We start from the raw sequence: 26,593 nt of genomic DNA, 5'->3' as shown, positions 1-26,593 counted from the left end.
CGGAAGGCGGAGGCCGGGGCGCCCGCCCCGCGCGCCCCTTCCGGCCCCGCCGCCGGCAAGACCCGCGCCGACCAGGCCCTGGTGGACCGTGGCCTCGCCGAGAGCCGCACCCGGGCCCAGGCGCTGATCCTGGCCGGCAAGGTCTTTTCCGGCGAGGCACGGGTGGACAAGCCGGGCCAGCCGGTGAAGCCGGACATGCCCCTCCAGGTGCGGGGGCAGGAACACCCCTGGGTCTCGCGCGGCGGCGTCAAGCTGGCCCATGCCCTGGGCCATTTCGGCCTCAAGCCCGACGGGCGCACCTGCATTGATGTCGGCGCCTCCACCGGCGGCTTCACCGACGTGCTGCTGAAGCACGGGGCGGCGAAGGTCTATGCCGTGGATGTCGGCCATGGCCAGCTCGCCTGGAGCCTGCGCCAGGACCCGCGCGTGGTGGTGATGGAGCGGACGAACGCCCGCTACATCGACGCCACCCATGTCCCGGAGCCCCTGGGTGCCGTGGTCTGCGACGCGTCCTTCATCGGGCTGCGCACCGTCCTGCCGGCGGCGCTCGGCCTCGCGGCGCCCGGGGCCTGGGCCGCCGCGCTGATCAAGCCGCAGTTCGAGGCGGGACCGGATGCCGTGGGCAAGGGCGGCGTGGTGCGCGACCCGAACGTCCATCGCCGGGTCTGCAACATGATCCGGGAATGGTGGACGGGGCTGGAGGGCTGGTCGGTTCTCGGGGTGACGGAAAGTCCGATCACCGGTCCCGAAGGGAACAAGGAGTTCCTGATCGCCGCCCGCCGGGACGGGAGCTCCTGAACCGGAGCCCTGCCGCCGGGATCGATCCGGGAGGGACGTGCCTTCCCCGGGGGCGTCAGGCCGTGGTCTGGACGGAAACGGCCGGCGTGGCAGTCATGACGTGGCTGCCAGCGCCATCGGCAGGGTTCTGCGTACGAAGCTGCGCAAGAAGATTCCAGACGCGATCCGGATCCATTCTGATCTCCGGATCGTTAATGAGACGGTCCAACTCCTCGAGTGCGTTCTCGAGCTCGCTATCGGTCATCCGACCTTCCCCGAATTTTGCACTGCAACGTGCCGACAATGCCCCTCGGGGCAATGGCCTGCAACAACAACATTCATAAAGTCGCAAGGTTTTCCGGAACGCACTATTCGGCGCGGTCTGCCGGGATCAGCCGCAAGACTCAACCGAGGGTAGCAAAGCCGAAAGGCGGCCCTGCGGATGCGAGGGGTGGCGGAAGCGCAGCTCGCCACCGGGAGTCGCGTCGGGCGGCACCATGCCGAACATCTCCATCCGGGTGGCGCAGCTCACCGCGACCACATGGCGCGCCGCGGGCTGGGTGAGGAAGCGGCGGACCGCCCCTTCCAGCTCCAGGCTCTCGCGCAGGCTGCGCCATTCCGTCCGGTTCAGGTCCTCCAGGAACATGGCCAGGATGCCGGGGCGCGTGCCGCTGAGGCGGGAGGCTGCCAGGGTGGCGTGGCGGCAGAGGGCGGCGGCGATGCCGTTCTCCCGCCCGGACCGCGCGGCGATCACCAGGATGTTGCCGCCGCTGGGGTCGCCGGCCATGGCGAGATGCGTGTCGGGGCCGAACTGGGCGCGCAGCACCGCGGGCAGCGCGGCCTGCGCCCCGGCGACCAGCAGCGGATCGAGCTTCAGCACCGCCGCCTGGTCGGCATCGTGGCGCTTGCGGGAGGACAGGAGGGCGGTGATACGCCGGTGCAGCTCGGCGACGTGCTCCGGCTCCTGGATGCCGTCCGGCAGCGTCACCTTGAGGACATAGCGGCCCGGATGCGCCGAGAGCCAGGTGTGCAGGTCGGGATTCACCCGGTCCACCAGCGTGCACCAGCCGCTGTGGTGCAGGGGGCGCCCCTCGTCGGCGAGCGCCGTCCCGCAGACGATCTCCGCCTCCGCCTCCTCCCGCCGGATCAGCAGGTCGTGCGGCGTGCCGTCGATCAGGCCTGCATGATGCACGATGAAGCCGCGCGAGCGCTGAAGGCTCGCCACCCGCAGCATGTGGAAGAGGGGGATGAGATTGGCCTGCCCCGTCAGCCCGGCGGCGAGCAGGTGGCGCAGCCGGTCGCGCGGCCCGGGCGGCAGGGTCGCGGCCAGCTCCACCGCCTCCCGCGCGAAATCCAGCGCCCGTGCCTCGGTGGCGGCGCTGCCTGGCCGGCCCAGGCTGGCCTGGGCCTCGCCGCCGAAGATGCGGGCCAGGGCGAGTTCGAGGGCATGGCGCTGTTGCAGGGCACGGGCGCTGAAGGAACGGCGGCGGGAGGCCTCGCTGATGTCGGAAAGGCGCTGAAGCCATGCCTCCTCGCCGGCGAGATCGAGGAACGCGTCCTTGATGGCGTGATGAGACCCTGCCGCATACGCCATACGGATCAACCCTCCGAAACCGCACCGCCGCTAAATCCCGAGTTTCGGGATCGGTCAATCAAACGTCTTCGTGAGGCGCTCAGTTGCGCGGCAGGCGGGCGCGGGTGGGGGCATCCGGGTTCTGGGCGCGGTGGCGCAGCAGGTGGTCGGCCAGCACGCAGGCCATCATGGCCTCGCCCACCGGCACGGCGCGGATGCCGACGCAGGGATCGTGGCGGCCCTTGGTGACCAGTTCCACATCCGCCCCGAAACGGTCCACCGCCCGGCGCGGCCGGAGGATGGAGGAGGTGGGCTTCACCGCGAAGCGCGCGACGACCGGCTGGCCGGTGGAGATGCCGCCCAGGATGCCGCCGGCATGGTTGGCGGAGAAGAGCACCTCGCCCTCCGCCCCCATGCGCATCTCGTCCGCGTTCTCCTCGCCGGACAGGGCGGCGGCGGCGAAGCCCTCGCCGATCTCGACGCCCTTCACCGCGTTGATGCTCATCAGCGCGGCGGCGAGGTCGGCGTCCAGCTTGCCATAGAGCGGCGCGCCCAGGCCGGGCGGCACGCCCTCCGCCACCACCTCGATGACGGCGCCGATGCTGCTGCCGGCCTTGCGGATCGCCATCAGCCGCTCCTCCCAGCGCGCGGCGGCGCCGGCATCGGGGCAGAAGAGGGCGTTGCGCTCCACCTCGGCCCAGTTCCAGGTGGAGCGGTCCACCCCGTCGCCGCCCAGCGCCACCATGGCGCCGCGGATGCGGATCTCCGGCCCCAGCACCCTGCGCGCCACTGCCCCGGCGGCGACCCGCATCGCGGTCTCCCGCGCCGAGGACCGGCCGCCGCCGCGATAGTCGCGCACCCCGTATTTCAGGTGGTAGGCGAGGTCGGCATGGCCCGGACGGAAGCGGTCGGCGATCTCGCCATAGTCGCGGGATCGCTGGTCCTGGTTCGTGATCTCCAGCGCGATCGGCGTGCCGGTGGTCAGGCCCTCGAAGGTGCCGGACAGGATGCGGACCTCGTCGGGCTCCTGCCGCTGCGTCACCAGCTTCGACTGGCCGGGGCGGCGCTTGTCGAGGAAGGGCTGGATATCCGCCTCGTCGAGCGGCAGGCCGGGCGGGCAGCCATCCACGACGCAGCCGATGGCGGGGCCGTGGCTCTCCCCCCAGGTGGTCACGCGGAACAGGTGGCCGAAGCTGTTGTGCGACATGGGGGCAGGGCGCCTGGAATGCGGGAAAGGGCGGTCAGCCCTTCTCCACCGTGATGTCGGGGGCGTCGGGGTTCTTCATGCCGACGGTATGGTAGCCGCAATCCACGTGGTGGACCTCGCCGGTCACGCCGGTCGAAAGGCCGGACAGGAAATAGAGGCCGGAATTGCCCACCTCCTCCAGCCCGACATTGCGCCGCATCGGCGCGTTGTACTGGTTCCACTTCAGGATATAGCGGAAATCGCCGATGCCGGAGGCAGCGAGCGTCTTGATCGGCCCGGCGCTGATCGCGTTCACGCGGATGCCGCGGTCGCCCAGGTCGGCGGCCATGTAGCGCACCGAGGCCTCCAGCGCCGCCTTGGCCACGCCCATGACGTTGTAGTGGGGCATCACCCGCTCGGCGCCCAGGTAGGTGAGCGTCAGCAGCGAGCCGCCCTCGTTCATCATCGCGGCCGCATGCTTCGCGACGGAGACGAAGGAGAAGCAGGAGATGTCCATCGCCTGCAGGAAGGCCTCCCGCGGCGTGTCGATGTAGCGGCCCCGCAGGTACTCCTTGTTGGCGAAGCCGATGGCGTGGACCAGGAAGTCCAGCTTGCCCCAGCGCTCGCCGAGCGTCTGGAACACCGCCTCCACCGAGGCGTCGTCGGTCACGTCGCAGGGCATCACCAGGTCGCTGCCGACGCTGGTGGCCAGGGGGCGGACACGCTTCTCCAGCGCCTCCCCCTGATAGGTGAAGGCGAGTTCGCCGCCCTGGGCCGCCACCGAACGGGCGATGGCCCAGGCGATGGAGCGGTCGTTGGCGACACCCATGACGAGGCCGCGCTTGCCCGCCATCAGGTTGCCCGTCGGAATATTGTGTTCTTGCGCGATGTCGGTCATGCGGTGTGGTCCCGAGGCACCGGTCATGCGACCGGCCGTGATGTTGCGGCGGGGCCGGAGGGGTGGCACATGCCTTACGACCCGGCAAGAGGGCAAGGGATCATGGACGCCAATACGGACTTCACCCTGAGCACCGATCCCGTCGCGCTGTTCAGCGAATGGATGCGCGCGGCCGAGGCCAGCGAGCCCAACGACCCGAACGCCATGTGCCTCGCCACGGTGGGGGCGGATGGCCGCCCCTCGGCCCGGATCGTGCTGCTGAAGAGCGTGGATGCGGGGGGATTCATGTTCCATTCGCACTACACGGGCCGCAAGGGGCGGGAACTGGACGCCAACCCCTGCGCCGCCCTCTGCTTCCACTGGAAGAGCCTGCACCGGCAGGTGCGGGTGGAGGGCCGCGTCGAGCACGCCACCCCGGCGGAATCCGATGCCTATTACGCCTCCCGCGCCCGGATCTCCCGCCTCGGCGCCTGGGCCTCGCGCCAGTCGGAGCCGCTGTCCGACCGGGCCGAGCTGGAGGCGCGGCTGCGGGAGGCGGAACAGCGCTTCCCCGATGAGGAGGTGCCCCGCCCGGAACACTGGGGCGGCTTCCGCCTGATCCCCGACAGCATCGAGTTCTGGCAGGACGCGCCCTACCGCCTGCATGACCGGGTGGTCTTCATCCGGGCCGGCGAGGGGTGGGAACGGCAGCGCCTCTACCCGTGAGCCTGCCGCCGGAGCAGCGCGAGACCGGCGCCCTGCTGTCCCGGCTGACCGGGGCAGCCGCGCCGCTGGAGACGCATATCTCCGCCATCTATGTCGGGGCGGAGCGCACACTGAAGCTGAAGAAGGCCGTGGCGCTGAGCTTCCTCGACTTCACCGGGCTGGAGGCGCGGGAGCGCTTCTGCCGGCGGGAGCTGGAGATCAACGCCCCCGCCGCGCCCGGCATCTACCACGCCGTGCATGCCATCACCCGCGCCCCCGGCGGGCCGCTCCGCCTGGATGGCGACGGAGAGGCGGTGGACTGGGTGCTGGAGATGGCGACCCTGCCCGCCGACGGCTTCCTGAACCTGATCGCGGCCCGCCACGGCGTGGACGGCACCCTGGCGGATGCTCTGGGCGACACGGTGGCGGCGCTGCACGCCACGCAGCCCGTGATCGAGGGACTGGACTCGGAGGCGGCGATGCAGCGCGTCCTCGCGGGCGCCGTCGAGTCCTGCCGCCGGGCGGGTCTGCCGATGCCGGAGGTGGAGCGGTTGGCCGGCGATCTCGGGGCGGCCTTCGCGACGCGGCGGGGGCTGCTCAACGCCCGCGCCGCCGCCGGGCATGTGCGGCGGTGCCATGGCGACTTGCATCTCGGCAACCTCGTGCTCTGGCCCAGCGGGCCCATGGGCCGGCCCGTGGCCTTCGATGCGCTGGAGTTCGACGAGGCGCTGGCCACGGTGGACACCGGCTACGACCTCGCCTTTCTGCTGATGGACCTGGACCGGCGCGCCAGCCGGGCGGCGGCCAACCGGACCCTGTCGCGCTATCTCGGCCGCACCGGGGATGCCGGGCTGCTGGGCGGGCTGGCGCCCTGGCTCTCCCTGCGCGCCATGGTGCGGTCGTATTGCGAGGTCCTGGCCGGCACGGACGGGCTGCCCTACCTGCGCGCGGCACGGGGCTACCTGGAACCCGCCCCGCCCGTCCTGCTGGCCATCGGCGGGCTGCCCGGCACCGGCAAGTCCTGGCTGGCCCGCGCCCTGGCACCCGGGATCGGCGTGGCGCCCGGCGCGGCGGTGCTGCGCAGCGACGAGATCCGCAAGCGCCTCGCCGGGGTGGAGCCGGAAACCCGCCTGCCGCCCGAAGCCTATACCCCGGCGCGCAAGGCGGAAACCTATGCCGCCTTCCTGCGGGAAGCGCGCGAGGCCCTGACCGGCGGCCATTCGGTGATCGCCGACGCCACCTTCCTCGATCCGGCGCAGCGCGCGGGAATCGAGGCCTTGGCGCGGGAGGCCGGCTGCCCCTTCCTGGGCCTCTGGCTGGAGGCGCCCATGACGGTGCTGCGCGACCGCATCGCCGCGCGGCGCCACGATGCCTCGGATGCCGACCTCGCCGTGCTGGAGGCCAGTACGCGCCGCGATCCCGGCCCGCTCACCTGGGAAGCGGTGCGGGCGGATGGCGATCCGGTCGCGGCGGCCACGGCCCTCCTGGCGCGGCTGCAACCTGCCTGAACGACGGCCCTGAACGACGGTCCTGAACGACGGTCCTGAACGACGGCCGGTTGCATCCACGTCCCGCTTCGTGATGGCATCCCGCTCGCGCGACTTGCCCCGCGGCCTTCGCGGCGGGACAATCCGGGCCGAGGCCCACCCTCCGGTCCGTGCGGCGCTTCAGGGAGCAGCCCTGACCCGCCGCGCCGGACCGGGCCTATAGGAAGAAGTTCCATGGCTTACCGCCGAATCCTTCTCCCCCTGACCGGTACGGCCGCGGGAGAAGCCGCCCTCCAGACGGCGCTGATGATGGCGCGGATCTGGCACAGCCACGTCCATTGCCTGCATGTCCGCGTCGATGCGCGCGACGTGGCGCCGCTGGCCGGCGAAGGGCTCTCCGGGGCGATGATCGAGGAGATGATGGCCGCCACCGAGCGCGAGAGCGGCGACCGCGCCCATCGCGTGCGGGCGCTCTTCGACCGCTTCGTGGCGAGCAAGGACGTGCAGATCGCCACCAACGCCGCCACCGCCAACAAGGCGAATGCGGCGACCCTGTCCTTCGAGAGCGTGGCGGGGCGCGAGGAGGACCTCGTCGCCCAGCAGTCGCGCCTCTACGACCTGGCGATCGTGCCGCATCCGGAGGCCGGGGAGGATGTCTCCTCCTCCGACGCGCTGCACGCCGTGCTCTTCGACAGCGGGCGGCCCGTGCTGATCGCGCCGCGCCTGCCGCCCGAAACCATCGGCACACGCGCCTGCTGCGCCTGGAACGGCACGGCGGAAAGCGCCGCGGCCATCGCCGCCGCGCTGCCCTGGCTGCACCATGCCTCGGCGATCCAGATCCTCTACGCCACCGGCTACCAGCGGCGCGGCCCTTCGGTGGACGGCATCCTCTCCTACCTCCGCTGGCACGGCATCGAGGCCGAGGCCAAGGAGTTCCAGCCGGTGAGCAAGGACATCGGCGCCGGGCTGCTGTCCGCCGCCAAGGAGTTCAGGGCCGACCTGCTCTGCATGGGCGCCTACAGCCATTCCCGGCTGCGGCAGCTCATCCTCGGCGGCGTGACGCGGCACGTGCTGGAGAACGCGGACATTCCCGTCCTGATGTGCCGCTGAGGACGCGCGGGGAGGCAGTGGGAAAGACCACGCGCCTCCCCGAGCCACCCGTCAAGGCATCCCGGCGCCGCCCGAGGCCCCGAAGACCTGCCCGGTGATGTAGCTGCCATCCGCCGCGGCGAGCTGCACGTAGATCGGCGCGATCTCGGCGGGCTGGCCGGGGCGCCCCAGCGGGGTCTGGGCGCCGAAGTTCTTCAGGTTCTCCTCGGTCTGGCCACCCGCGACCTGCAGCGGGGTCCAGAAGGGGCCGGGCGCCACGGCGTTCACGCGGATGCCGCGCTTCGCGAGCTGCTTCGCCAGCCCCTTGGAGAAGTTCATGATCGCCGCCTTGGTCATGGCGTAGTCGAGCAGGATCTCGCTCGGCTGGTAGGCATTGACCGAGCTGGTGTTCACGATGGCGGAGCCGGGCTTCAGGTGCGGGACCGCCGCCTTGGTGATCCAGAACATCGCGTAGATGTTGGTCCGCACCGTCCAGTCGAAATCCTCCTCGCTGAGGTCGAGGATGGAGTCGTGATGGTGCTGCCGGGCAGCGTTGTTGACCAGGATGTCCAGCCCGCCCAGCCCATCGACCGCGTCCTGCACCAGCTTGCGGCAGAAGCCCGCGTCGCGGATATCGCCGGGCAGGAGCACCACCTTGCGCCCGGCCTCGCGGACCAGGGCCGCCACCTGCTGCGCATCCTCCTCCTCCGCCGGCAGGTAGCTGATGGCGACATCCGCGCCCTCTCGCGCGAAGGCGATGACGGCGGCGCGGCCGATGCCGGAATCGCCGCCCGTGACCAGCGCCTTGCGCCCGGCGAGGCGGCCGCTGCCACGATAGCTCTTCTCCCCATGGTCGGGCGGCGGGTTCATGCGGCTGGCCAGCCCCGGCCAGGGCTGCGACTGCGGCTGGAAAGGCGGGGCGGGATAGGCGGCGCGCGGGTCCTCCAGCCTCGGCGCGGCGCCGGGGGAGGCCTGCGGGTTGGCGCCCTGGGCCTGCGCCGTGGCGGCGAGGCCCGGCACCGCCATCGCCGCCAGCCCCGCGGCGGTTCCCTGCATCAGCCGGCGGCGGGAGGCGCTGCTCTCGTCCTGGTCCATGGCGGTTCTCCTGTCCGTATCGCGGATGGAGGACGCCGCGCCCCATGGTTGTCCCACCAGCGCCACGCTCCTCGCATCCACGAAACGCTCGCCGGAGGAGGCCGGTGTCTTGTAGCGGTGTCACAGCCCGGCGAGGGCCTGCCGGGATGGCACCCGGCACACCCCCACCCGGCAAGGGCGGCTCAGTCCGCCGGACGCACGTCCTGGGCCCGCGTGTACTCGTCCGCGCGGGCGTCGATGCTCAGGCCGTGCCGCAGCGCCCAGGCGTTCTTCTGGATGTGGATCGGGATCAGCCCCGTATCCGCCATCGCCATCCGCGTCGCCTCCTGCAGGATCGCCTCCCGCTTCGCGTCGTCGAGGGTCCGCATGGCCTCGTTCAGCTTCGTATCGAAGGCAGGGTTGGAGTAGTGCCCGCGGTTGGAGGCGCCGGTGCCCAGTTCCTTGTCCTGCGTCGCCAGCAGGGCGCGCAGCATGGTGGAGGCCTCGCCGCTGGTCGCCGCCAGGCCCATCAGGTGGACGCTGGTGTCGCCACGGCTGGCACGCGCGATGAAGGCGGTGAAGGGCTGCGCGTCGACCTGGGTCCGCACGCCGATGCGCGTCCACATCTGCCCGACCGCCTGGATGATCCGCGCATCGTTCATGTAGCGGTCGTTGGGGCCGTGGATGGTGATGCGGAACCCCTGCGGATAGCCCGCCTCGGCCAGCAGCTTCCTCGCCGCCTCCGGATCGGCCTTGGGCGCCGGCAGGTCGGGCACGTAGCCGGTGGTGCCCTCCGCCATGACCTGCCCGGTGGGAACCGTCGCATCCTCCATCACCCGCGCCGCGATGGCCTGCCGGTCGATGGCGATCGACAGCGCCTGGCGCACCCGCGCGTCGCGCAGCGGGTTGCGGCCAAGCTTCTGCCCGTCCGGCCCGGTGACGAAGGGCGAATCGCCCTCGTTGCCCTGGTCCATCGCGAGATAGATCAGCCGCAGCCCGACCGTCTCCTCGACATTGATCCGCTTGTCGTCGCGCAGCCGCTTCAGGTCGCTGGTCGGCACCTGGTCGATCACGTCCACATCGCCCGCCAGCAGCGCCGCGGTGCGGGCGGCGTCGCTGGTGATCATGCGGTAGTGCACCTTGGACCAGTGCGGCTTGTCGCCCCAGTAGGCGTCGTTGCGCTCCAGCTCGATGCGGTCGCCGCTGCGGTAGGAGACGAGGCGGAAGGGGCCGGTGCCGATCGCCGCCTTGCCGCTGTTGAAGTCCTCGGTCGTCGCGCCCTCATGCGTCTGGCGGTCCAGCATCATGACGTTCACGAGGTCGGTCGGCAGCAGCGGATAGGGCGCCTCCGTGTGGAAGCGGACGGTCAGCGGATCGACGATCTCGACGCGCTTGATGGCCCGGACATACTGCGCGAAGGACGAAGGCGAATTCGGCACCGTCGGCACGCGGGCGATGGTGAAGGCCACGTCCTCCGCCGTGAAATCCTGTCCGTTATGGAACTTCACGCCGGGGCGCAGCTTGAACTCCCAGGTCGTCTCGTCCACCGGGCGCCAGGACAGGGCGAGGCCGGGCCGCGGGCGCACATTGGCATCCGTGGCGACCAGCGTGCCGAAGACCATCCCGGCCACGCCCGAATTGGGCGTGAGGTTGTGGTAGTGCGGGTCCATCGAGGTGACCTGCGCCCCCACGCCCATGGTCAGCTCCTGCGCGCCCGCCTCCGCCGTGGCGAGGGTGAGCGAGAGCGCGGCGATCCCGCCGAGAAGGACTCGTTTCAGCATGGTGGTCTCCATCCGTGTGTCTGGCGTGTCCGGTCCGGCCGCTGCGGGCGGCTCTGGGCCCCGGAAGCGACGGGGCTCCGGGGCGAGGGGCCGTGCCGGGCGGGCGGTTCATGGCTCCCCCTGGCACGCCCATGGTTGACGCCGCGTGAACGGCGGCGCGCGGTTCAGCCGCGCTGCTGGCGCAGCGGCGGCGGCAGCACCTCGCCGGGGATCGGGCAGGCATAGGGCCTGCCGCCCGTCCGCTCGCGCAGCTCCGCCTTGGCGCGGGCCAGCAGCTCCGGGTCGCGGAAGGCGTCGAGCGCCGTGGCCGCCATGGCCTTGGCCGCCTGCACCATGCCCTTGTGCGCATGCGGGCTCTTGCCCTGCGCCACCGCCTGCCAGGTGTGGAAGGGCGTGCCCACGGCCCAGGTGGCGCCCCAGCACTGCACGACCGGCACGATCTGGCTGACATCGCCCACATCGGTGGAGCCGTTGCCGGCGCGCGAGCGGCCGTCGAAGGGCAGCACGCCCTCGTGCAGCACCTGCGCGCCCACCTCCTCAGGCGCTCCCACAGCCCCGATGCTGTCGGCGATGTCCTCCTCGCTCAGCGAGCGGCGCAGCTCGGCGGCGAAGCGGCGGTCCGCCTCGTCGAAGGCCGGCGCGCCGAGGCGGAGCAGGTTTTCATGCATCCGCATCTCCAGCGCCGTGTTCGGGATGGTGTCGGAGCAGGCCTTGTCGATCTCCATGGTCATGCGGGTGCCGGTCATGGTCGCGGCGCCCTCGGCGCAGGCCTTCACCCGCTCGAACAGGGCCTGCGCCTCCTTCACGCGCGGGCCGCGGATCAGGTAGAGCACCTCGGCCTCCGCCTGCACCACGTTGGGCGAGACGCCGCCGCTGTTGGTGATGGCGTAATGCACACGGCAGTCCAGCGGCATGTGCTCGCGCAGGTAGTTCACGCCGACATTCATCAGCTCCACCGCATCGAGCGCGGAGCGGCCCAGCCAGGGCGAGCCCGCCGCGTGCGAGGCGCGGCCGTGGAAGCGGAAATAGACCTGGAAATTGGCCAGCGAGCGGGAAGACATCACGCTGCTCACCACGCCCGGATGCCATGAGACGGCCGCGTCGAGGTCGTCGAAGGCGCCCTCGCGCGCCATGAAGGTCTTGCCGGAGCCGCCTTCCTCGCCAGGGCAGCCATAGTAGCGCACCGTGCCGGACAGGTCGTTGGCGGCCAGGGCGTCGCGCGCCGCCACCGCGGCCAGCATGGCCCCCGCGCCGAGCAGGTTGTGGCCGCAGCCATGGCCCGTGGCGCCCGGGGCGACGGGCTTCGGCTCGGCGACGCCCGCCTCCTGGCTCAGCCCGGCCAGGGCATCGAACTCGCCCAGGAAGCCCAGCACCGGGCCGCCGGACCCGGCCTCGGCCATGAAGGCTGTCGGGATGCCGCCGACATTGCGGGTGACGCGGAATCCCTCGGCCTCCAGCAGCGCGATCTGCTCCTCGATCGACCGGTGTTCCTGGAAGCGCAGCTCGGCATGGCCCCAGATCCGGTCGGCCACGGCGGTGAAGGCGGGGCTCTTGGCCTCGACCTCGGCGGAGAGCCGGTCGAGGGAGATCGGATCGTTGCGCATGCTCTCTCCTCAGGTCTCGCCGGCCCCGGGGCCGGCATCGGGAACTCGGGCCGGGCTGTAGCATTCCCGCCTCCGGAAGTCCGCCGGCGGGGAGGATTTTTCCTCGCCCGCCGCCGGTTTCAGGCGGAAACCGGCGTCAGCAGGGGCTGCCCGGAAAAATGGGCCCGCAGGTTGTCGATCACCAGCCGCACCGTCGCCCGCACGGCCTCGGGCGAGCGGCCCGCGATGTGCGGGGTCAGGATCACGTTCTCCAGGCGGGTCAGCCGGGCGGGGATGTTGTCCGGCTTGCCCTCCACCACATCGAGGCCCGCCCCGGCGATGCGGTCCTGCTCCAGGGCCTCGATCAGCGCCCCGGTATCCACCACGCTGCCGCGCGCGATGTTCACGAGGAACCCCTCGGTCCCGAGCGCCCGCAGCACCGCCGCATCCACGAGATGGCGCGTCTCCGCCCCGCCCGGCGCGGCGACCACCAGGAAGTCGCACCAGGCCGCCAGGGCGCCGAGGTCCGGCTCGTGCCGGAAGGGGGAGCCCTCCCGCACCCTCCGGCTGTGATAGGCGACCTCCATGCCGAAGCCGCCGGCGGCGCGGTCGGCGATGCGCTGCCCGATATGGCCCAGGCCGAGCAGGCCCAGCCGCTTGCCGCTGACCGACGGGCGGAGCTGCCGCGCGCCGGCCCATTCCCCGCGCCGCGCCGCGGCATCCGCCTGGACCACCCCGCGCGCGATGGCGAGCAGCAGCAGCATCGCATGGTCCGCGACGGCCACGTCATTGGTGCCCGCGCCGTTGGTGACCGCGATGCCGCGCGCCGCAGCGGCGGCGAGGTCGATCTTCTCATGGCCGGCGCCCAGGGCGCAGACGATCTCCAGCGCGGGCAGGGCGGCGATCTGCGCGGCGGAGAAGCCGGTGGAGCCGTTGGTCAGCACGGCACGGATCGCCGCGGCCCGGCCCTCGGGCAAGGGGGCGCGGCCGGCGGCCTGGACGGGCTCGAAGCCCGCGTCCCGCAGGCGCGCCAGGTTCTCGGGCGCGATGTCGATGGCAAGCAGGACGGGAATGGTCAATGGCGGCTCCGCGGCTCAGGGGCGTGTCCCGGCACAGGCCATCCTAGGCCCCTCCGGCGCGGCGTGGCATGACGTTTCCGGCGCCGTCCCCCCTGGCGTCGCCCTATTCCCGCAGCCGGTAGGCGCGCTGGTCGATGTCGTGGCGCCGCAGCTTGTCGTAGAAGGTCTTCCGCGGGATGCCGAGCGCCTCGACCGTGGCGCGCACGTCGCCATCATGTTCCCGCAGCGCGTCGCGGATCACCATGGCCTCATAGGCATCCACCCGTTCCGGCAGGCTCGCCCGCGCCTCGCCTGGCGGGGCGGCCTCCTCCGACAGGCCCAGCGCCACGCGCTCGGCATGATGCGTCAGTTCGCGCACATTGCCGGGCCAGTCATGCTCCATCAGGTGGCGGCGCAGGGCCGGGGTCATCTCGGGCACCGGCAGGCCGAAGCGTTCCGCCGCGCGGCGCAGGAAATGCGCGAAGAGCAGGGGAATGTCGTCCCGCCGCTGCCGCAGGGCGGGGAGATGCACCGTCACCACATGCAGGCGGTAGTACAGGTCCTCGCGGAACCCGCCGCGCCGGGAAAGCTCCAGCAGGTTCGTCTTGGTGGCCGCCACCACGCGCAGGTCCAGCCGGCGGATCTCGTTGGTGCCGAGCGGCGCGATCTCCCGCGTTTCCAGCACCCGCAGCAGCTTGACCTGCAAGGCCAGCGGCATGGCCTCGATCTCGTCGAGGAAGAGCGTGCCGCCATCCGCATGCTCGATCCGCCCGACCCGGCGCTTCTGCGCGCCGGTGAAGGCGCCGGGCTCGTGGCCGAACAGCTCGCTCTCGATCACCGTTTCCGGCAGGGCGCCGCAGTTCAGCGCCACGAAGGGCCGCGCGGCGCGGCGGCTCATGCGGTGCAGCGCATTGGCCACCACGTCCTTGCCGGTGCCGGTCTCACCCTCGATCAGCACGTCCACCTGGGCATCGGCGATCTGCCGCAGCACCTTGCGCAGCCGCACCATCTCCGGCGTGTTGCCCAGCAGCGGGCTGTCCTCCTCGGCCGCCGCCACGGCCCGGGCGAGGCGGCGGTTCTCCAGCACCAGCCGCCGCTTCTCCAGCGCATGCCGCACCGCGCCCATCAGCTCCTCGGCCGGATAGGGCTTGGCCAGGAAGTGGTAGGCTCCCTCCCGGATCGCGGCGACCGCCATGGCGATATCACCATGGCCGGTGATCAGGATCACCGGCAGGTCCGGGTCCAGCCGGCGCAGGCGGCGGAACAGCTCGGTGCCGTCCATCCCCGGCATCCGCAGGTCGGTGACCACGACGCCCGGGAAATCCTCCCCGATCGCCGCCAGCGCCTCCTCGGCCGAGGCGAAGCCGTGGGCCTCCAGCCCCGCCAGGGCGGCGCTCTGGAGATTGGCCTCGCGCAGGAAGGGGTCGTCATCCACGAAGGCGAGGTCGGTCAAGCGGCTTGCTCCAGGGTGATCACGAAAAGGCTTCCGCCGGGCTCCGGCCCGCAAGGGGGCTCCGCCTCCAGCGTCCCGCCGAAATCGCTCACGATGTCCCGGCAGATCACGAGGCCCAGCCCCAGCCCCTCCGATTTCGTGGTGGTGAAGGGCATGAACAAGGACCGCGCCACCTCCGGCGCCAGCCCCGGCCCGTTGTCGGACACGGCGACGCGGACCCGGCCGGGGGCCGGGCCGGGCACCCGCCGCGCCTCCAGCCGGATGCGCCCGCCCGGCCTCCCGTCCAGGGCCTCGACCGCGTTCTGCACGAGGTTCACCAGCACCTGCTCCAGCCGCACCCGCTCGGCGCGCACGCAAAGCTCCTCCGGCACGTCCAGAACCACCGCGACGGCATCCTGGCGCAGCCGGTGGCCCAGCAGCAGCAGCGCCGCCTCCGCCGCCGCCCGCACCGGCACGCTTTCCAGGCTGCCCCCGGCCTTGCGGGCGAAGCCGCGCAGCCCCCCGGTGATGGCGCCGATCCGCTCGGTCAGCCCGGCGATGGTGCCGAGGCCGCGAGTGGCCGAGGCGGCGTCGCCCCGTTCCAGGAAGAGCCGCGCATTGTCGGCGAAGGAGCGGATCGCCGCCACCGGCTGGTTGATCTCATGCGCCACGCTGGCGGTGATCTGCCCCAGGATGGCCAGCTTGTTGGCCTGCACCAGATCGTCGCGCAGCCGGTGGATGGCGGCCTCGGCGCGCTGCCGCTCCTCGCCCTCCGCCCGCAGGCTGGCATTGGCCCGCTCCAGCTCGGCGGTGCGGAGGCGGACCTCGGCCTCCAGCTCCTCCCGCTGCCGCCGCTGCCGCGCCATGTCCAGCCCCAGGCGGCGGCGGCGGCGCAGCGTCAGCCAGGCGAGGAGCAGCGCCAGCAGCCCCGCCAGCAGCGTCAACAGCCGCGCCGCGGCGGTGGCCAGCTCCACCGGCACCCGGGTCGGAGTCAGCAGGTGCAGGGTCCAGTCCGTGCTGGGCACCGGGACGCGGGTGAGGAGGAAGCTTTCCGTCGCGGCGCCGGGCAGGCGCAGGCGAACAGGAGCCTCCGCCCCCGGCGAGCCGGCATCCGGCAGCGGCAGCGGCGCCAGCGGCGCCAGCGGCGCGTCGCCGAACTGCAGGCTCTCGCGGATGCGCCGGCGCTCCTCCTCCGGAAGCGGCACGATGGCGCGGAAGCGCCAGGCCGGCTCGCTGGTGACCAGCACGACGCCCGCCCGGTCGGTGACCAGCACCGGCTGGTGCAGCGGCCGCCAGCCCTCCTCCACGCGGTCGAACAGCGTCTTCACCACGATGACGCCGAGCGTCCGGGGACCGGCGGTGCCAGGGAAGGGCGGCGCGTCGATCCGGCGGGCGAGGTAGAGGCCCGGCTGGTGGCTGGCGGTGCCCAGGGCGAAATGCTCGGCCGAGCCCCGTTCCATGGAAAGCCGGGCATAGGGCCGGAAGCTGTAGTCGTTGCCGACGAAGCTGTCCTCCTGCCGCCAGTTGCTCGCCGCCAGGGTCATGCCCTGTGCGTCGAGCGCGTAGATCACCCCGGCGCCCGTGCTTCCGCTGAGCGACTCCAGCTTGGCGTTCAGCGCGCCCAGCAGGGCGGGGTCGCGGGTTTCCAGGGCCCGCCGCAGGTCCGGGTCGCTGGCCAGCACCACCGGCAGGCTGCGCTGCTTGTCGATCTCGCTGCGCAGCAGGGCCATGCGCAGCTCCGCCTCGGCCCGGGCGCTGGTCCGCAGGTCGGACAGGGCGATGCGGGTGGCGAGGCCATCGGCCACCCGGTCCAGCAGGAGAAGGAGCAGCAGCGGCAGCAGCAGCCAGGCGATGCGGCGCCACCGGAGGTGCCACCGGGAGCGCCGCCTCACGGGCTGCCGTGCGGGGCCGGGGAGGGATTCTCTCATCCGGCGCCGGGCTGTGTGGAAATCCGCACTACCGCGTCCGGGACTGTGTGGAGAACCGCATCGCCCTGCCGCCGATGCTGCATTGCGGCATGAAATATCTTATAGAAGATGAAGGGGTTAGCATCGCCTATCCTCCCGCGCGTCTCCTGGCACGGCCCTTGCCGTAGGCCCCGTGAACGCCGGCATCCGGCGTGACGTCGGAAACCGGAACGCCGCGCCCCGCAGAGGACGCGGCCCAGCACAGGGGCGAGAAGCATCCAATGGCCATTGTCCAACCCACCGCCGTGGCCGTGCCACGCAAGCCGAAGAAGCTCTACCAGCAGCTCTACGTGCAGGTGCTCTTCGCGATCACCGTCGGCATCCTGCTCGGTCATTTCTACCCGTCCTTCGCCCAGGAGATGAAGCCGCTCGGCGATGCCTTCATCAAGCTGGTGAAGATGATCATCGCCCCGGTGATCTTCCTGACCGTGGTGACCGGCATCGCCGGCATGCGCGACATGGGCAAGGTCGGGCGCGTCGCCGGCAAGGCGATGCTCTACTTCATCACCTTCTCCACCATGGCGCTGATCATCGGCATGATCGTGGCCAACGTGATCCGGCCGGGCGCGGGGCTGAACATCGACCCGGCCTCGCTCGATCCCAAGGCCGTGGCCGGCTACGCCGCCAAGGCGCATGAGACGAGCATCACCGGCTTCCTGATGAACATCATCCCGAACACGCCGGTCAGCGCCTTCGAATCCGGCGACATCCTGCAGGTGCTGTTCTTCTCCGTGCTGCTCGGCATCGCGCTCTCCCTGGTGGGGGAGAAGGCCGATCCGCTGATGAACGTGCTGAACTCGCTCTCCGCCGGCATCTTCAAGCTGGTGGCGATCCTGATGAAGGCCGCCCCGATCGGCGCCTTCGGCGCCATGGCCTTCACCATCGGCCGCTACGGCATCGGCTCCATCGCCAACCTGGCGATGCTGATCGCCACCTTCTACCTGACCTCGCTGCTCTTCGTGCTGGTCGTGCTGGGCGCGGTCGCCCGCTACAACGGCTTCTCCATCCTGGCGCTGATCCGCTACATCAAGGAGGAACTGCTGCTGGTGCTGGGCACCTCCTCCTCCGAGGCCGCGCTGCCCGCCCTGATGGAGAAGATGGAGAAGGCCGGCTGCGCCAAGTCCGTGGTCGGGCTGGTGGTGCCGACGGGCTATTCCTTCAACCTCGACGGCACGAACATCTACATGACCATGGCGGCGCTCTTCATCGCCCAGGCCGTGGGCATCGACCTCAGCATCTGGGACCAGATCCTGCTGCTGCTGGTGGCCATGCTCTCCTCCAAGGGCGCGGCCGGCATCACCGGCGCGGGCTTCATCACCCTGGCCGCGACGCTTTCCGTGGTGCCCTCCGTGCCGGTCGCCGGCATGGCGCTGATCCTGGGCATCGACCGCTTCATGTCCGAGTGCCGCGCCTTGACCAACTTCGTCGGCAACGCGGTGGCGACGGTCGTGGTGGCGCGCTGGGAAGGCGAGCTGGACCGCGCGAAGCTGAACGCCGCCCTGTCCGGCCAGGCCGAGGAGAAGGTGGTCCTCGCCGCCCCGGTGCCGGCCGCCGAGTAGGGGCCGGGCCGCATCCGGAAGAATGGAACGGGGCGCCCGCCAGGGCGCCCCGTTTCCGTCTGGCGCCGTCAGTCCAGCGCCACCACCAGCTTGCCGAAGTTCTTCCCCGACAGCAGGCCCGCGAAGGCCCCGGGCGCGTTGCGCAGCCCGTGCACCACATCCTCGCGGTACGTCAGCACCCCCTCGCGCAGCCAGCGCGCCCCGGTCTCGCGCCAGACGGGAAACTGCCGCGGATGATCGCCCACGATGAAGCCGCGGATGCTGAGCTTGTTCCGCACCGCGCTCATCAGGTTCGGGCCGGGGGCGGGGGTGCCGTCATTGTATTCCGCGACCATGCCGCACATGGCCACGCGGGCGAAGGGGTTCAGCAGAGGCCAGACCGCCCGCTGCACGGCGCCCCCGACATTCTCGAAATAGACGTCGATCCCGCGCGGGCAGGCTTCCGCCAGCGCGGCCGGAAGATCCTCGCCCCGGTGATCGACGCAGGCATCGAAGCCGAGCTCGTCCCGCACATAGGCGCATTTCTCCGCGCCCCCGGCGATGCCCACGACCCGCGCGCCCATGCGCCGCGCGATCTGTCCGGCCACGGCGCCCACCGCGCCGGAGGCTGCCGCGACCACGAAGGTCTCGCCCGGCTTGACCGGCGCGATCTCGGTGCAGCCCACCCAGGCGGTCGTGCCGGGCATGCCCAGCACACCCAGATAAGCGGAAGGCGGGGCGGCCTCCGCATCCACCGGCACCAGCAGGTGCGGCGGCACGGAGCAGTAGTGCTGCCAGCCCCTGCCGCCCAGGACCCAGGTGCCGGGCTCGAAGCCAGGGCCGGACACGACCTGCCCGACGCTCTGCCCCTCCATCACCGCGCCCAGCGCGACCGGCGGGGCATAGGATTTCGTGTCGTTCATCCGGCCGCGCATATAGGGGTCGAGCGACAGGAAGCGGTTGCGCACAAGCACCTCGCCCGGGGCGGGCTGCGGGACCGGCGCTTCCTCGTAGACCAGGTCTTCCGTGGTGGGGATGCCGGTGGGGCGCCGGGCCAGACGGATCAGCGGGTTCGTCTCGGTCATGATGCGCATACACTCCATTGTGTCTTCGGGGCCGGACCCGCCCGGTTGCGGGATCGTCCGCCCCCGGCGGCAAGATGGGGCGGTATGTCCCATGGGTGGAGGGGGAGATGGCGGGGGTGGGCACGCTTCCGGCCCGGCCCCACATCGGGTAGCGATGCGGGCCCGCCAGCGGGACAAGGGCGGCAACAGGACGGAACACAGGCATGAGCGGACCCAGGCGAATCATCGGGCTGGCGGGCTGGAGCGGCGCCGGCAAGACCACCCTGCTGACCCGCCTGATCCCCAGCCTGAACGCGCGGGGCGTCTCCGTCTCGACGCTCAAGCACGCGCACCACGATTTCGACGTGGACCAGCCGGGCAAGGACAGCCACAGCCACCGGATGGCCGGGGCGCGGCAGGTGCTGGTCTCCTCGGCCCGCCGCTGGGCGCTGATGACCGAGCTGCGCGACGCCCCGGAACCCGGCCTGGCCTTCCTCCTGTCCCGCCTGTCGCCGGTGGACCTCGTGGTGGTCGAGGGCTTCAAGCGCGACCTCCACCCGAAGCTGGAGGTCTTCCGCGCCGCCAACGGCCGCCCCTGGCTGCATCCGGAAGACCCGGCCATCCGCGCCGTGGTCTCCGACGCGCCGCCGCCGGGCGGCCTGCCCCATGCCGGGCTGGACGAGATCGAGCGCGTGGCCGACCTCGTGCTGGAATTCGCCGCCCCTTGGCCCGGCTGAGCAACGACTGCTTCGCCAGCGGCGACGGCTCGCTGACGCTGGCGGAGGCGGAGGCGCTGATCGCCCGCCTGCCGCCCCTGGCGGGCGGGGCCGAGGCCGTCCCGTTGCTGGCCGCGCGCGGGCGGGTGCTGGCGGAGGACATCGCCGCGCCCATCGACCTGCCGCCCTTCGGCAACAGCGCCATGGACGGCTATGCCTTCGCCGGGGCCGATCTGGGGCCGGAAGGCGGCTGGCTGCCGCTGGCCGGCCGGGTGGCGGCGGGCGACGCGGCGGCCCCCCTGCCGCCGGGCCACGCCGTCCGCATCCTGACGGGCGCGCCGCTGCCGCCCGGCGCGGATACGGTGATGATGCAGGAGGATGCCAGGGCCGGGACGGGGCGGGTCTTCCTGCCACCGGGCCTGCCGCCCGGGGCCAATATCCGCCACGCCGGGGAGGACCTGCCGACGGGCGCCCTGGCCCTGCCGAAGGGGCGGCTGGTCGCGGCCCCCGAGATCGCCCTGGCGGCGGCGCTGGGCCTGGCGGCCCTTCCCGTGACGCGCCGCCCGCGCCTGGGCGTCTTCAGCACGGGCAGCGAGCTGGTGGCGCCCGGCGGGCGGCTCGGCCCGGCCCAGGCGCATGACAGCAACCGCTTCATGCTGCTGTCCCTGCTGGCGAACCTGCCGGTGGAGGCGGTGGATCTCGGCCTGCTGCCCGACCGGCGCGGGGAGACCGAGGCAGCGCTGCGCGAGGCTGCGCTTTCGCATGACATGTTACTGACATCCGGCGGCGTGAGCACGGGCGAGGAGGACCATGTCCGCCGGGCCATGGAGGCAACGGGGAGCCTCGCCTTCTGGCGGCTGGCGGTGAAGCCGGGGCGTCCCCTGGCGATGGGGGTGGTGGAGGGCCGCCCCGTCATGGGCCTGCCGGGCAATCCGGTCGCCGCGCTGCTCGGCTTCCTGCACCTCGCGCGTCCCCTGGCCCTGCACCTCGCCGGGGCCGCGCCGAAGCCGCTGCCGCGTTTCGAGCTGCGCGCCGGCTTCAGCCACCGCAAGCTGCCGGGGCGGCGGGAATACCTGCGCGTGGCGGTGGAGGCGGGGCCGGACGGTCCGGTGGCCCGCAAGCCGGGGCGGGCAGGGGCGGGGCAGATCGCCTCGCTGCTGCAAAGCGACGCCTTCGCCGAGCTGCCGGAAGACATGGGCGATGTCGCGCCGGGCGACCGCATCCTGGTGCTGCCCTTCGCCGGGCTGTTCTGACACGGGCCATGGACCACGCCGGTCCATGGAGTGCCTCTTGCTTCTCCGCCCGCGCCACGCTATAGGAATAAAGTCACCGCCTGGGTTCCGCCTGCCCGACAGCACCGGCTCCCGGTGCCACGGAAGGCCCGCACCCTCCGCGCACCTCCCGCCTCGATACTGTGGCCCCGCAAGGCAAGGCCTCAATGGCACCCATTCACCACGCAAAGCGAAGCCATGGTCCCCATCCCGACAGATAAAGGACTAAAAACCTAAAACACCAAAACCCTAAAACGGCACGGAAGTGAAAGACCCTGGCCTCCCGGATAGCGACGGCCCAGTCACCCTTGCCTCCGCCCAGCCCCCGAAAACCCTGCCGGAGCCCCATGCGTCCAAAGGCCACGCCCACGGCCCGGCACGGCCCACCATTCGGAGGCCCGCCCCCGGGGCCGCCTCACCCCAGGATGCGCCGCTCGGCCTCCGCCAGTTCCTCCGGCGTATTAGCATTGAAGAACGGATCGCCGGGCCCCGCCTCCCAGGTGGCCAGGGCGCAGCCCCAGCGCGCGGCCCAGGCCCCGACCCGCCTTTCCCCCGCCAGAAGGCTGCTCCGGAGCTCTCCGCGCAGCGCGACGGGCCACAGCGCCACAGGCGGATGGCGGTGCGGGCCGGAGGCCGCGCAGGCGATGGGGGTCCCGGCGGCCTCCCGCGCGATATGCAGGCGCGCGACGAGATCGGGCGGCGCGAAGGGGTTGTCGCCCGGCAGGGACACCAGCCACGGCAGGTCCGGCCGGTGTTCCGCCACCCAGTCCATGCCCGCCAGGACACCCGCCAATGGCCCGGGGAAGTCCGGCACGCCATCCGCAGCCACGGGCAGGCCCCAGGCGCCGAAGCGCGCCGGATCGCCGTTCGCGTTCAGCAGGCAGGCCGCGACCTGAGGCCGGAGGGAGGCCAGCACATGGTCCAGCATGGCCCGCCCGCCAAGCGGCCGCAGCACCTTGTCGCCGCCGCCCATCCGCCGCGCCAGCCCGCCCGCCAGGACGAGCCCCGCCGTGTCATCCCGCATGGTCCCCCGCCCCCTTGGCCCCCGCCCCCTTGGCCGGACGCCCCGCCGTCAGCTCAGCCGCGTCATCACCGCGATATAGGCGATGAACACCACGCCCAGACCCCAGACCACGCCGCTGATCTCCCGCGCCCGGCCGAGCGCCAGGAACAGCAGGATATAGCTCAGCGTGCCGATCGCCATGCCGTTGATCAGGTTGTTGGTCAGCACCGTCAGCAGCAGCGTCAGCGCCACCGGCACGGCATTGGTGAGCTGGCCCAGGTCGATCCGCGTCAGCCCCTGCAGCATCAGCACGCCGACCACCACCAGCGCCGGGGCCGTGGCCTGCGGCGGGATCACGGTGAAGACCGGCCAGACGAACAGCGCCAGGAAGAACAGCGCCGCCACGGTGATGGAGGTGAGTCCGGTGCGCCCGCCCGCCTGCACGCCAGTGACGGATTCGATATAGGCCGTGACCACGGAGGTGCCGAGGATCGGCCCCACGATCGTCGCCGTCGCATCCGTGGAGAAGGCCGCCGTGGCATTGGGGATGGACCCGTCCGGCCGGCGCAGGTTCGCCGCCCCCGTGACGCCGATCACCGTCGCCAGCGTCGAGAAGAACTCGGCGCAGACGAAGTAGAAGAGGATCGGCAGCACCACGATGAAGTTCTGGAACATGTAGGAGAAGTCGAGCTGGCCGAAGGTGTTGGACGGCCAGTGCGGCAGCGCCAGAAAGGCGGAAGGCGCCTTGGTGATCGCCGTGCCGTTCGGCAGCGGCACGAAGCAGCCGATGACGGTCAGCACGGCAATGGACAGGATCAGCGCGCCGGGAACCTGCCGCGCCACCAGCATCGGCGTGACCAGGATGCCGGCCAGGGTCAGCAGAACCGCGGGTTCGCGCAGCGAGCCCATGGCGATGAAGGTGCCGGGATTGGCCACCACGAAGCCCGCGCCGCGCAGGGCGATGAAGACGATATAGGCGCCGACCGCCGCGCTGATGCCGACCTTCAGCACCTCAGGCACGTCCTTCGCCACCTTCTCGCGCAGCTTCGTCAGGCTGAGCAGCAGGAAGATCACGCCGGTGAAGCAGACCATGGCGAGCGCGCCCTGCCAGGGCACGCCCATCCCCTTCACCAGGATGAAGGTGAAGACAACGTTGGACCCCATCGCCGGCGCCACGGCGAGCGGCAGGTTCGCCGTCAGCCCCATCATCACGCTGCCGAAGATGGCGGCCAGCGCGGTGGCGATCACCAGGTCGCCGCGGTCCATGCCGGCCTGCGACATGATCGCCGGGTTCACCGCGATGATATAGGCCATGGCGGCGAAGGTGGTGAGGCCGGCGATCGCCTCCTGCGGCACGGAACTGCCGCGTTCGCTCAGCTTGAAGAAGCGGTCGAGCGCGCCTTTCGGCCGTGCCTCGCCGATGGGCGCCCCCGCGCCCAGGCTTGCATTACTCATCTTGCATTGCTCATCTTGCATTGCTCATGTGGAGAACCCCCTCCTACCAGACCACCGGATGCGTCTCGCCGGTCTGCACGTTGACGAAGCCCAGCGGCGCCTGCTCGCAGGGGGCCACGAGTACCCAGCGCCAGGGCGCGCAGGTGAGGGTGGCGAAGATCAGGCGTTCCGGGAAACCAGGGAACCAGCGGGGGTGGAAGGTGGGCTCGTACATCCACTCCACCTTCGCGCCCTCGTCATAGAGGTGCTGCATCTCCGCGTTCAGCGCCTCCGCCGGGCGGCAGCTCATCAGCCCGCCGACCTCGTAGCGCACGGTGGCAACCAGCGCGCCCTCCCGCACCAGGGCCCAGCCGCCGCCCGTCTCGCGCAGCGCGTTCACCGCCTTCGCCATGGCCTCGTCGCAGGAACCCACGACCCAGATGTTGTGCTTGTCATGCGCGACCGAGCAGGCGAGCGCCGTGCCGGGCGTGGCCGGTCCGCAGCCGAGCCAGAACATCCTCGCCGTGCGCCCCTCGCCGGAGAAACGGTCCACGATGGCGAATTTCGTGACGTGGCGCGCGGCGTCGCGCTGCACGGCGCCATCCGCGACCGGCAGCTCCATGGTGATGAAGCCGTCATTCCAGTGGAAGGGGCGCAGCAGCGCCGCCTGCATCGCCGCGCGTCCCGGCGTGGCGGCGATGCGGAAATCCTCGGCTGTCATCTCGCGCCGGATGTTCACCGTCCGCGTCGCCCATTCCGGCCATGCGATGCGCGGCACCGGCCCGGTGTAGCGCGTGCCCTCGCTCACCGGCTGTCCATCGGCCCAGACCTTCGCGATCTCCAGCGCCGCGACATCGCGCAGCAGCACCACGTCGGCGAAGCGGCCGGGCGCGAGGCTGCCCACCCAGGGGGTCAGGCGCATGTGCCGCGTCGGGTTCAGCGTGACGCACTGGATCGCGGTTTCCGAGGCGAGGCCCAGGCGTATCGCGGTGCGGGCATTGTGGTCCGTGGCGCCCAGCCGGATCGTGTCCGAGGCGCTGCGGTCGTCGGTGGTGAAGGCGACCTGCGACCAGTCTGCGAGGCCCTTGTCCAGCAGCCAGGGGATCACCTGGTCCATGGAATAGGGGCGGATCTCGGTGAAGATGCCGTGGCGGAGCTTCTCCCACACCTCCTCCGGCGACCAGGCCTCATGGTCGGAGGCGAGGCCGGCGGCGGCGAAGGCGTTGATCTCCGGCAGCTCCCGCAGCCCCGCGCCATGGCCCTCCACCACGCCGCGCTGGGCGAAGGTCGCCTGGATCATGCCCCAGAGCCGCTTGTAGGACGGGTTCTCCGGGTTCCAGACGGCGGGCCAGTCCATCACCTCGTCCAGCCCGGCCACCATCAGGCTCTCGCGCAGGAAGCCCTGCTGCTCGTCATGGCCGAACCAGCCGCCGCCCCATTCATAGGCGGTGGGCGGCACGGCGGAGCCGGGCAGGGGGAAGATCTTCAGCGGCGACCCCTGGCGCCGGGCCGTGAGCCAGAATTCCAGGTTGTGCGGCCCGTCCACGTTGGAGAACTCGTGGCTGGCCTCGCAGGTCCAGGTATTGCCGCGCGGCAGCACCAGCGCCGCCTCCCACTCCGGCGTCAGGTGGGAGCTCTCGATATGCTTATGCACCTCGCCGAAGCCAGGCACCGCGGCGAGGTCCGGCTCATGGACGCGCTCCCCGGCCTCGCCGGGCCAGGAGCCGGCGGGGCCGACATAGGCGATGCGGCGGCCGCGGATGACGATCTCCGCATCCTCCATCCAGCTCCGGGTATGCACGTCCAGCAGCCGTCCGACCCGCAGCACCCGGTCCGCCGGGCGCCGGCCCAGGGCCACCAGTGTCAGCTCCTGGCGGATGCTCACCTCGCTCGCGGCATCGATCAGCAGGTCGTCGGGAAGACGGGCAGGGGTCATGGCAGATCCGGCGGGCTGGGGGATGGCGGCGGCGCGGGTCTGGCTCCCCCGGCCACCGGGCTCGCGGAAAATCTTGCAATTCGAGTGCCATGTACAGGGGCGCCGCCACCCGTCACCCGCCGTGGAGCGCCGGGCCGGACCGCCCAGTTATCCCCAAAATCCGTGGAAGGTTCTGTGGATAACCATCCGGAAATGTGACGGAGCCGAGGCACTTCCTGGGCTTTTTCGACCTTGCCGCAAAATGCCTCCGAAGCGGGGGGAAACCGGCCCCGTCCAACCGGAGGCGACAGCCGAAGCGGAAGAAACCCCGCCGGAGGGGGTTCCGCCGTGCCCCGACAATCCGCCGGGGCGCGGCCGGCGCCTCACTTGGTGCCGAAGAGCCGGTCCCCCGCATCGCCCAGGCCGGGCAGGATATAGGCATGGTCGTTCAGCTCGCGGTCCAGCGAGGCGGTGAAGACCGGCACGTCCGGATGCGCTTCGGCGAAGACGCGCAGCCCTTCCGGCGCGGCGAGGAGGCAGGCGAAGCTCACCTGCGAGGCACCGGCCTGCTTGATGCGCGACACGGCGGCGGCGGCGGAATGGCCGGTGGCCAACATCGGGTCCACCGCGATCACCTGCCGGGCGCCGATGTCGTCGGGCAGCTTCAGGTAGTATTCCACCGGCACCAGGGTCTGCGGGTCGCGGTACAGGCCGACATGGCCGACGCGGGCGGAGGGGACGAGGTCCAGCATCCCCTGCAGCAGCCCGTCGCCGGCGCGCAGGATGGACACGAAGCAGAGCTTCTTGCCCGAGAGGATGGGCGCCTCCATCACCTCCAGCGGCGTCTCGATGCTGGTGGTCTCCAGCGGCAGGTCGCGCGTGACCTCATAGGCCATCAGCAGGCTGATCTCGCGCGCCAGGCGGCGGAACTCGCCGGTCGAGGTCTCCTTGCGCCGCATCAGCGTCAGCTTGTGCTGCACCAGGGGGTGGTCGATCACCTTCAGTGTCGGATGGGCGGCGGACATGGTGTCGGGACCTTCTTCGTCTCGGCGGGAAAGGGCTC

Annotated in this window: 22 protein-coding genes; 7 read left to right on the top strand and 15 right to left on the bottom strand. The window is 71.6% G+C overall.

The window, feature by feature from the left end:
• Nucleotides 1-78 precede the first annotated feature (78 nt).
• Nucleotides 79-798, top strand: a complete 720-nt coding sequence (locus CTJ15_RS10175) for a TlyA family RNA methyltransferase (protein WP_058389434.1) — start codon at nt 79-81, stop codon at nt 796-798.
• Nucleotides 799-853: 55 nt separating this feature from the next.
• Here CTJ15_RS10175 and CTJ15_RS24340 read toward each other — a convergent pair whose 3' ends face one another.
• The 4 genes from CTJ15_RS24340 to fabI form a co-directional block, all read right to left on the bottom strand.
• Nucleotides 854-1,042: a hypothetical protein gene (locus CTJ15_RS24340; RefSeq protein ID WP_019461447.1), complete on the bottom strand. Its 189-nt coding sequence runs from the start codon at nt 1,040-1,042 to the stop codon at nt 854-856.
• A gap of 126 nt (nt 1,043-1,168) precedes the next feature.
• On the bottom strand, nt 1,169-2,371 hold the full coding sequence (locus CTJ15_RS10165) for a hypothetical protein (RefSeq protein WP_019461448.1): 1,203 nt from the start codon (nt 2,369-2,371) through the stop codon (nt 1,169-1,171).
• Between the two features lie 79 nt (nt 2,372-2,450).
• On the bottom strand, nt 2,451-3,557 hold the full coding sequence (aroC, locus tag CTJ15_RS10160; RefSeq protein ID WP_099781548.1) for a chorismate synthase: 1,107 nt from the start codon (nt 3,555-3,557) through the stop codon (nt 2,451-2,453).
• Between the two features lie 34 nt (nt 3,558-3,591).
• A complete protein-coding gene (fabI, locus tag CTJ15_RS10155; protein WP_058389425.1) occupies nt 3,592-4,434 on the bottom strand; it encodes an enoyl-ACP reductase FabI in 843 nt (280 codons plus the stop codon).
• Nucleotides 4,435-4,536: 102 nt separating this feature from the next.
• On the opposite strand from fabI, the gene pdxH reads away from it, so the two are divergent.
• From pdxH to CTJ15_RS10140, 3 genes are all read left to right on the top strand, one after another.
• Entirely contained in the window at nt 4,537-5,139 is a 603-nt protein-coding gene (gene pdxH, locus CTJ15_RS10150) for a pyridoxamine 5'-phosphate oxidase (RefSeq protein WP_075822123.1), read from the top strand.
• Nucleotides 5,136-6,626: a bifunctional aminoglycoside phosphotransferase/ATP-binding protein gene (locus tag CTJ15_RS10145; protein WP_075822124.1), complete on the top strand. Its 1,491-nt coding sequence runs from the start codon at nt 5,136-5,138 to the stop codon at nt 6,624-6,626. The genes pdxH and CTJ15_RS10145 overlap by 4 nt, the downstream gene beginning before the upstream one ends.
• Before the next feature lie 213 nt (nt 6,627-6,839).
• Nucleotides 6,840-7,715, top strand: coding sequence for a universal stress protein (locus CTJ15_RS10140; RefSeq protein ID WP_026033191.1), 876 nt, complete (start codon nt 6,840-6,842; stop codon nt 7,713-7,715).
• A gap of 51 nt (nt 7,716-7,766) precedes the next feature.
• Here CTJ15_RS10140 and CTJ15_RS10135 read toward each other — a convergent pair whose 3' ends face one another.
• The 6 genes from CTJ15_RS10135 to CTJ15_RS10110 all read right to left on the bottom strand — a co-directional run bounded on the left by CTJ15_RS10135 (nt 7,767) and on the right by CTJ15_RS10110 (nt 16,514).
• Entirely contained in the window at nt 7,767-8,789 is a 1,023-nt protein-coding gene (locus CTJ15_RS10135) for an SDR family oxidoreductase (RefSeq protein ID WP_099781547.1), read from the bottom strand.
• A 182-nt stretch (nt 8,790-8,971) separates the two neighbouring features.
• Complete coding sequence (locus tag CTJ15_RS10130) at nt 8,972-10,549, bottom strand: ABC transporter substrate-binding protein (protein ID WP_226946103.1); 1,578 nt, start codon at nt 10,547-10,549, stop codon at nt 8,972-8,974.
• A 164-nt stretch (nt 10,550-10,713) separates the two neighbouring features.
• Nucleotides 10,714-12,153: a M20 family metallopeptidase gene (locus CTJ15_RS10125; protein ID WP_058389430.1), complete on the bottom strand. Its 1,440-nt coding sequence runs from the start codon at nt 12,151-12,153 to the stop codon at nt 10,714-10,716.
• A gap of 119 nt (nt 12,154-12,272) precedes the next feature.
• Nucleotides 12,273-13,211: a 2-hydroxyacid dehydrogenase gene (locus tag CTJ15_RS10120; protein WP_099781545.1), complete on the bottom strand. Its 939-nt coding sequence runs from the start codon at nt 13,209-13,211 to the stop codon at nt 12,273-12,275.
• A 103-nt stretch (nt 13,212-13,314) separates the two neighbouring features.
• On the bottom strand, nt 13,315-14,643 hold the full coding sequence (locus CTJ15_RS10115; RefSeq protein ID WP_058389432.1) for a sigma-54 dependent transcriptional regulator: 1,329 nt from the start codon (nt 14,641-14,643) through the stop codon (nt 13,315-13,317).
• Nucleotides 14,640-16,514 (bottom strand): ATP-binding protein, encoded by a 1,875-nt coding sequence (locus tag CTJ15_RS10110; protein ID WP_099781544.1) that lies wholly within the window; start codon nt 16,512-16,514, stop codon nt 14,640-14,642. The genes CTJ15_RS10115 and CTJ15_RS10110 overlap by 4 nt, the downstream gene beginning before the upstream one ends.
• A gap of 296 nt (nt 16,515-16,810) precedes the next feature.
• Here CTJ15_RS10110 and CTJ15_RS10105 point away from each other — a divergent pair, with 296 nt between their 5' ends.
• Nucleotides 16,811-18,148, top strand: coding sequence for a dicarboxylate/amino acid:cation symporter (locus tag CTJ15_RS10105; protein ID WP_075823069.1), 1,338 nt, complete (start codon nt 16,811-16,813; stop codon nt 18,146-18,148).
• A 68-nt stretch (nt 18,149-18,216) separates the two neighbouring features.
• Here the strand turns inward: CTJ15_RS10105 and CTJ15_RS10100 are convergent, their stop codons facing one another.
• Complete coding sequence (locus CTJ15_RS10100; protein WP_083755608.1) at nt 18,217-19,221, bottom strand: NADP-dependent oxidoreductase; 1,005 nt, start codon at nt 19,219-19,221, stop codon at nt 18,217-18,219.
• A gap of 194 nt (nt 19,222-19,415) precedes the next feature.
• Here CTJ15_RS10100 and mobB point away from each other — a divergent pair, with 194 nt between their 5' ends.
• Together mobB and glp are read left to right on the top strand one after the other, a co-directional pair.
• Nucleotides 19,416-19,928: a molybdopterin-guanine dinucleotide biosynthesis protein B gene (gene mobB / locus CTJ15_RS10095; protein WP_099781543.1), complete on the top strand. Its 513-nt coding sequence runs from the start codon at nt 19,416-19,418 to the stop codon at nt 19,926-19,928.
• Nucleotides 19,916-21,160, top strand: a complete 1,245-nt coding sequence (glp, locus tag CTJ15_RS10090; RefSeq protein ID WP_099781542.1) for a gephyrin-like molybdotransferase Glp — start codon at nt 19,916-19,918, stop codon at nt 21,158-21,160. Before mobB ends, glp begins: the two co-directional genes overlap by 13 nt.
• A 433-nt stretch (nt 21,161-21,593) precedes the next feature.
• On the opposite strand, the gene mobA is transcribed toward glp, so the two are convergent.
• The 4 genes from mobA to upp form a co-directional block, all read right to left on the bottom strand.
• Nucleotides 21,594-22,202, bottom strand: a complete 609-nt coding sequence (gene mobA, locus CTJ15_RS10085) for a molybdenum cofactor guanylyltransferase MobA (protein WP_076970498.1) — start codon at nt 22,200-22,202, stop codon at nt 21,594-21,596.
• A gap of 48 nt (nt 22,203-22,250) precedes the next feature.
• On the bottom strand, nt 22,251-23,636 hold the full coding sequence (locus CTJ15_RS10080) for an NCS2 family permease (RefSeq protein ID WP_099782133.1): 1,386 nt from the start codon (nt 23,634-23,636) through the stop codon (nt 22,251-22,253).
• Nucleotides 23,637-23,679: 43 nt separating this feature from the next.
• Nucleotides 23,680-25,551: an adenine deaminase gene (locus CTJ15_RS10075; protein ID WP_099781541.1), complete on the bottom strand. Its 1,872-nt coding sequence runs from the start codon at nt 25,549-25,551 to the stop codon at nt 23,680-23,682.
• A gap of 362 nt (nt 25,552-25,913) precedes the next feature.
• Nucleotides 25,914-26,555 carry a uracil phosphoribosyltransferase gene (gene upp / locus CTJ15_RS10070; protein ID WP_019461151.1) on the bottom strand — a complete coding sequence of 214 codons (642 nt, stop codon included), beginning with the start codon at nt 26,553-26,555 and terminating at the stop codon, nt 25,914-25,916.
• Between the last annotated feature and the right edge of the window lie 38 nt (nt 26,556-26,593).

Origin of the sequence: Roseomonas sp. FDAARGOS_362 (assembly GCF_002754815.1) — a bacterium.
Taxonomy (GTDB): domain Bacteria; phylum Pseudomonadota; class Alphaproteobacteria; order Acetobacterales; family Acetobacteraceae; genus Roseomonas; species Roseomonas mucosa.
This window is presented reverse-complemented; position numbering and strand designations above follow the sequence as displayed.

Excerpts from the sequence above, each read along its gene's own strand:
- CTJ15_RS24340 (WP_019461447.1), bottom strand. The coding sequence starts at position 1,042 with ATGACCGATAGCGAGCTCGAGAACGCACTCGAGGAGTTGGACCGTCTC.
- CTJ15_RS10165 (WP_019461448.1), bottom strand. The coding sequence starts at position 2,371 with ATGGCGTATGCGGCAGGGTCTCATCACGCCATCAAGGACGCGTTCCTC.
- aroC (WP_099781548.1), bottom strand. The coding sequence starts at position 3,557 with ATGTCGCACAACAGCTTCGGCCACCTGTTCCGCGTGACCACCTGGGGG.
- fabI (WP_058389425.1), bottom strand. The coding sequence starts at position 4,434 with ATGACCGACATCGCGCAAGAACACAATATTCCGACGGGCAACCTGATG.
- pdxH (WP_075822123.1), top strand. The coding sequence starts at position 4,537 with ATGGACGCCAATACGGACTTCACCCTGAGCACCGATCCCGTCGCGCTG.
- CTJ15_RS10140 (WP_026033191.1), top strand. The coding sequence starts at position 6,840 with ATGGCTTACCGCCGAATCCTTCTCCCCCTGACCGGTACGGCCGCGGGA.
- CTJ15_RS10135 (WP_099781547.1), bottom strand. The coding sequence starts at position 8,789 with ATGGACCAGGACGAGAGCAGCGCCTCCCGCCGCCGGCTGATGCAGGGA.
- CTJ15_RS10130 (WP_226946103.1), bottom strand. The coding sequence starts at position 10,549 with ATGCTGAAACGAGTCCTTCTCGGCGGGATCGCCGCGCTCTCGCTCACC.
- CTJ15_RS10125 (WP_058389430.1), bottom strand. The coding sequence starts at position 12,153 with ATGCGCAACGATCCGATCTCCCTCGACCGGCTCTCCGCCGAGGTCGAG.
- CTJ15_RS10105 (WP_075823069.1), top strand. The coding sequence starts at position 16,811 with ATGGCCATTGTCCAACCCACCGCCGTGGCCGTGCCACGCAAGCCGAAG.
- CTJ15_RS10100 (WP_083755608.1), bottom strand. The coding sequence starts at position 19,221 with ATGCGCATCATGACCGAGACGAACCCGCTGATCCGTCTGGCCCGGCGC.
- mobB (WP_099781543.1), top strand. The coding sequence starts at position 19,416 with ATGAGCGGACCCAGGCGAATCATCGGGCTGGCGGGCTGGAGCGGCGCC.
- mobA (WP_076970498.1), bottom strand. The coding sequence starts at position 22,202 with ATGCGGGATGACACGGCGGGGCTCGTCCTGGCGGGCGGGCTGGCGCGG.
- CTJ15_RS10080 (WP_099782133.1), bottom strand. The coding sequence starts at position 23,636 with ATGAGTAATGCAAGCCTGGGCGCGGGGGCGCCCATCGGCGAGGCACGG.
- CTJ15_RS10075 (WP_099781541.1), bottom strand. The coding sequence starts at position 25,551 with ATGACCCCTGCCCGTCTTCCCGACGACCTGCTGATCGATGCCGCGAGC.
- upp (WP_019461151.1), bottom strand. The coding sequence starts at position 26,555 with ATGTCCGCCGCCCATCCGACACTGAAGGTGATCGACCACCCCCTGGTG.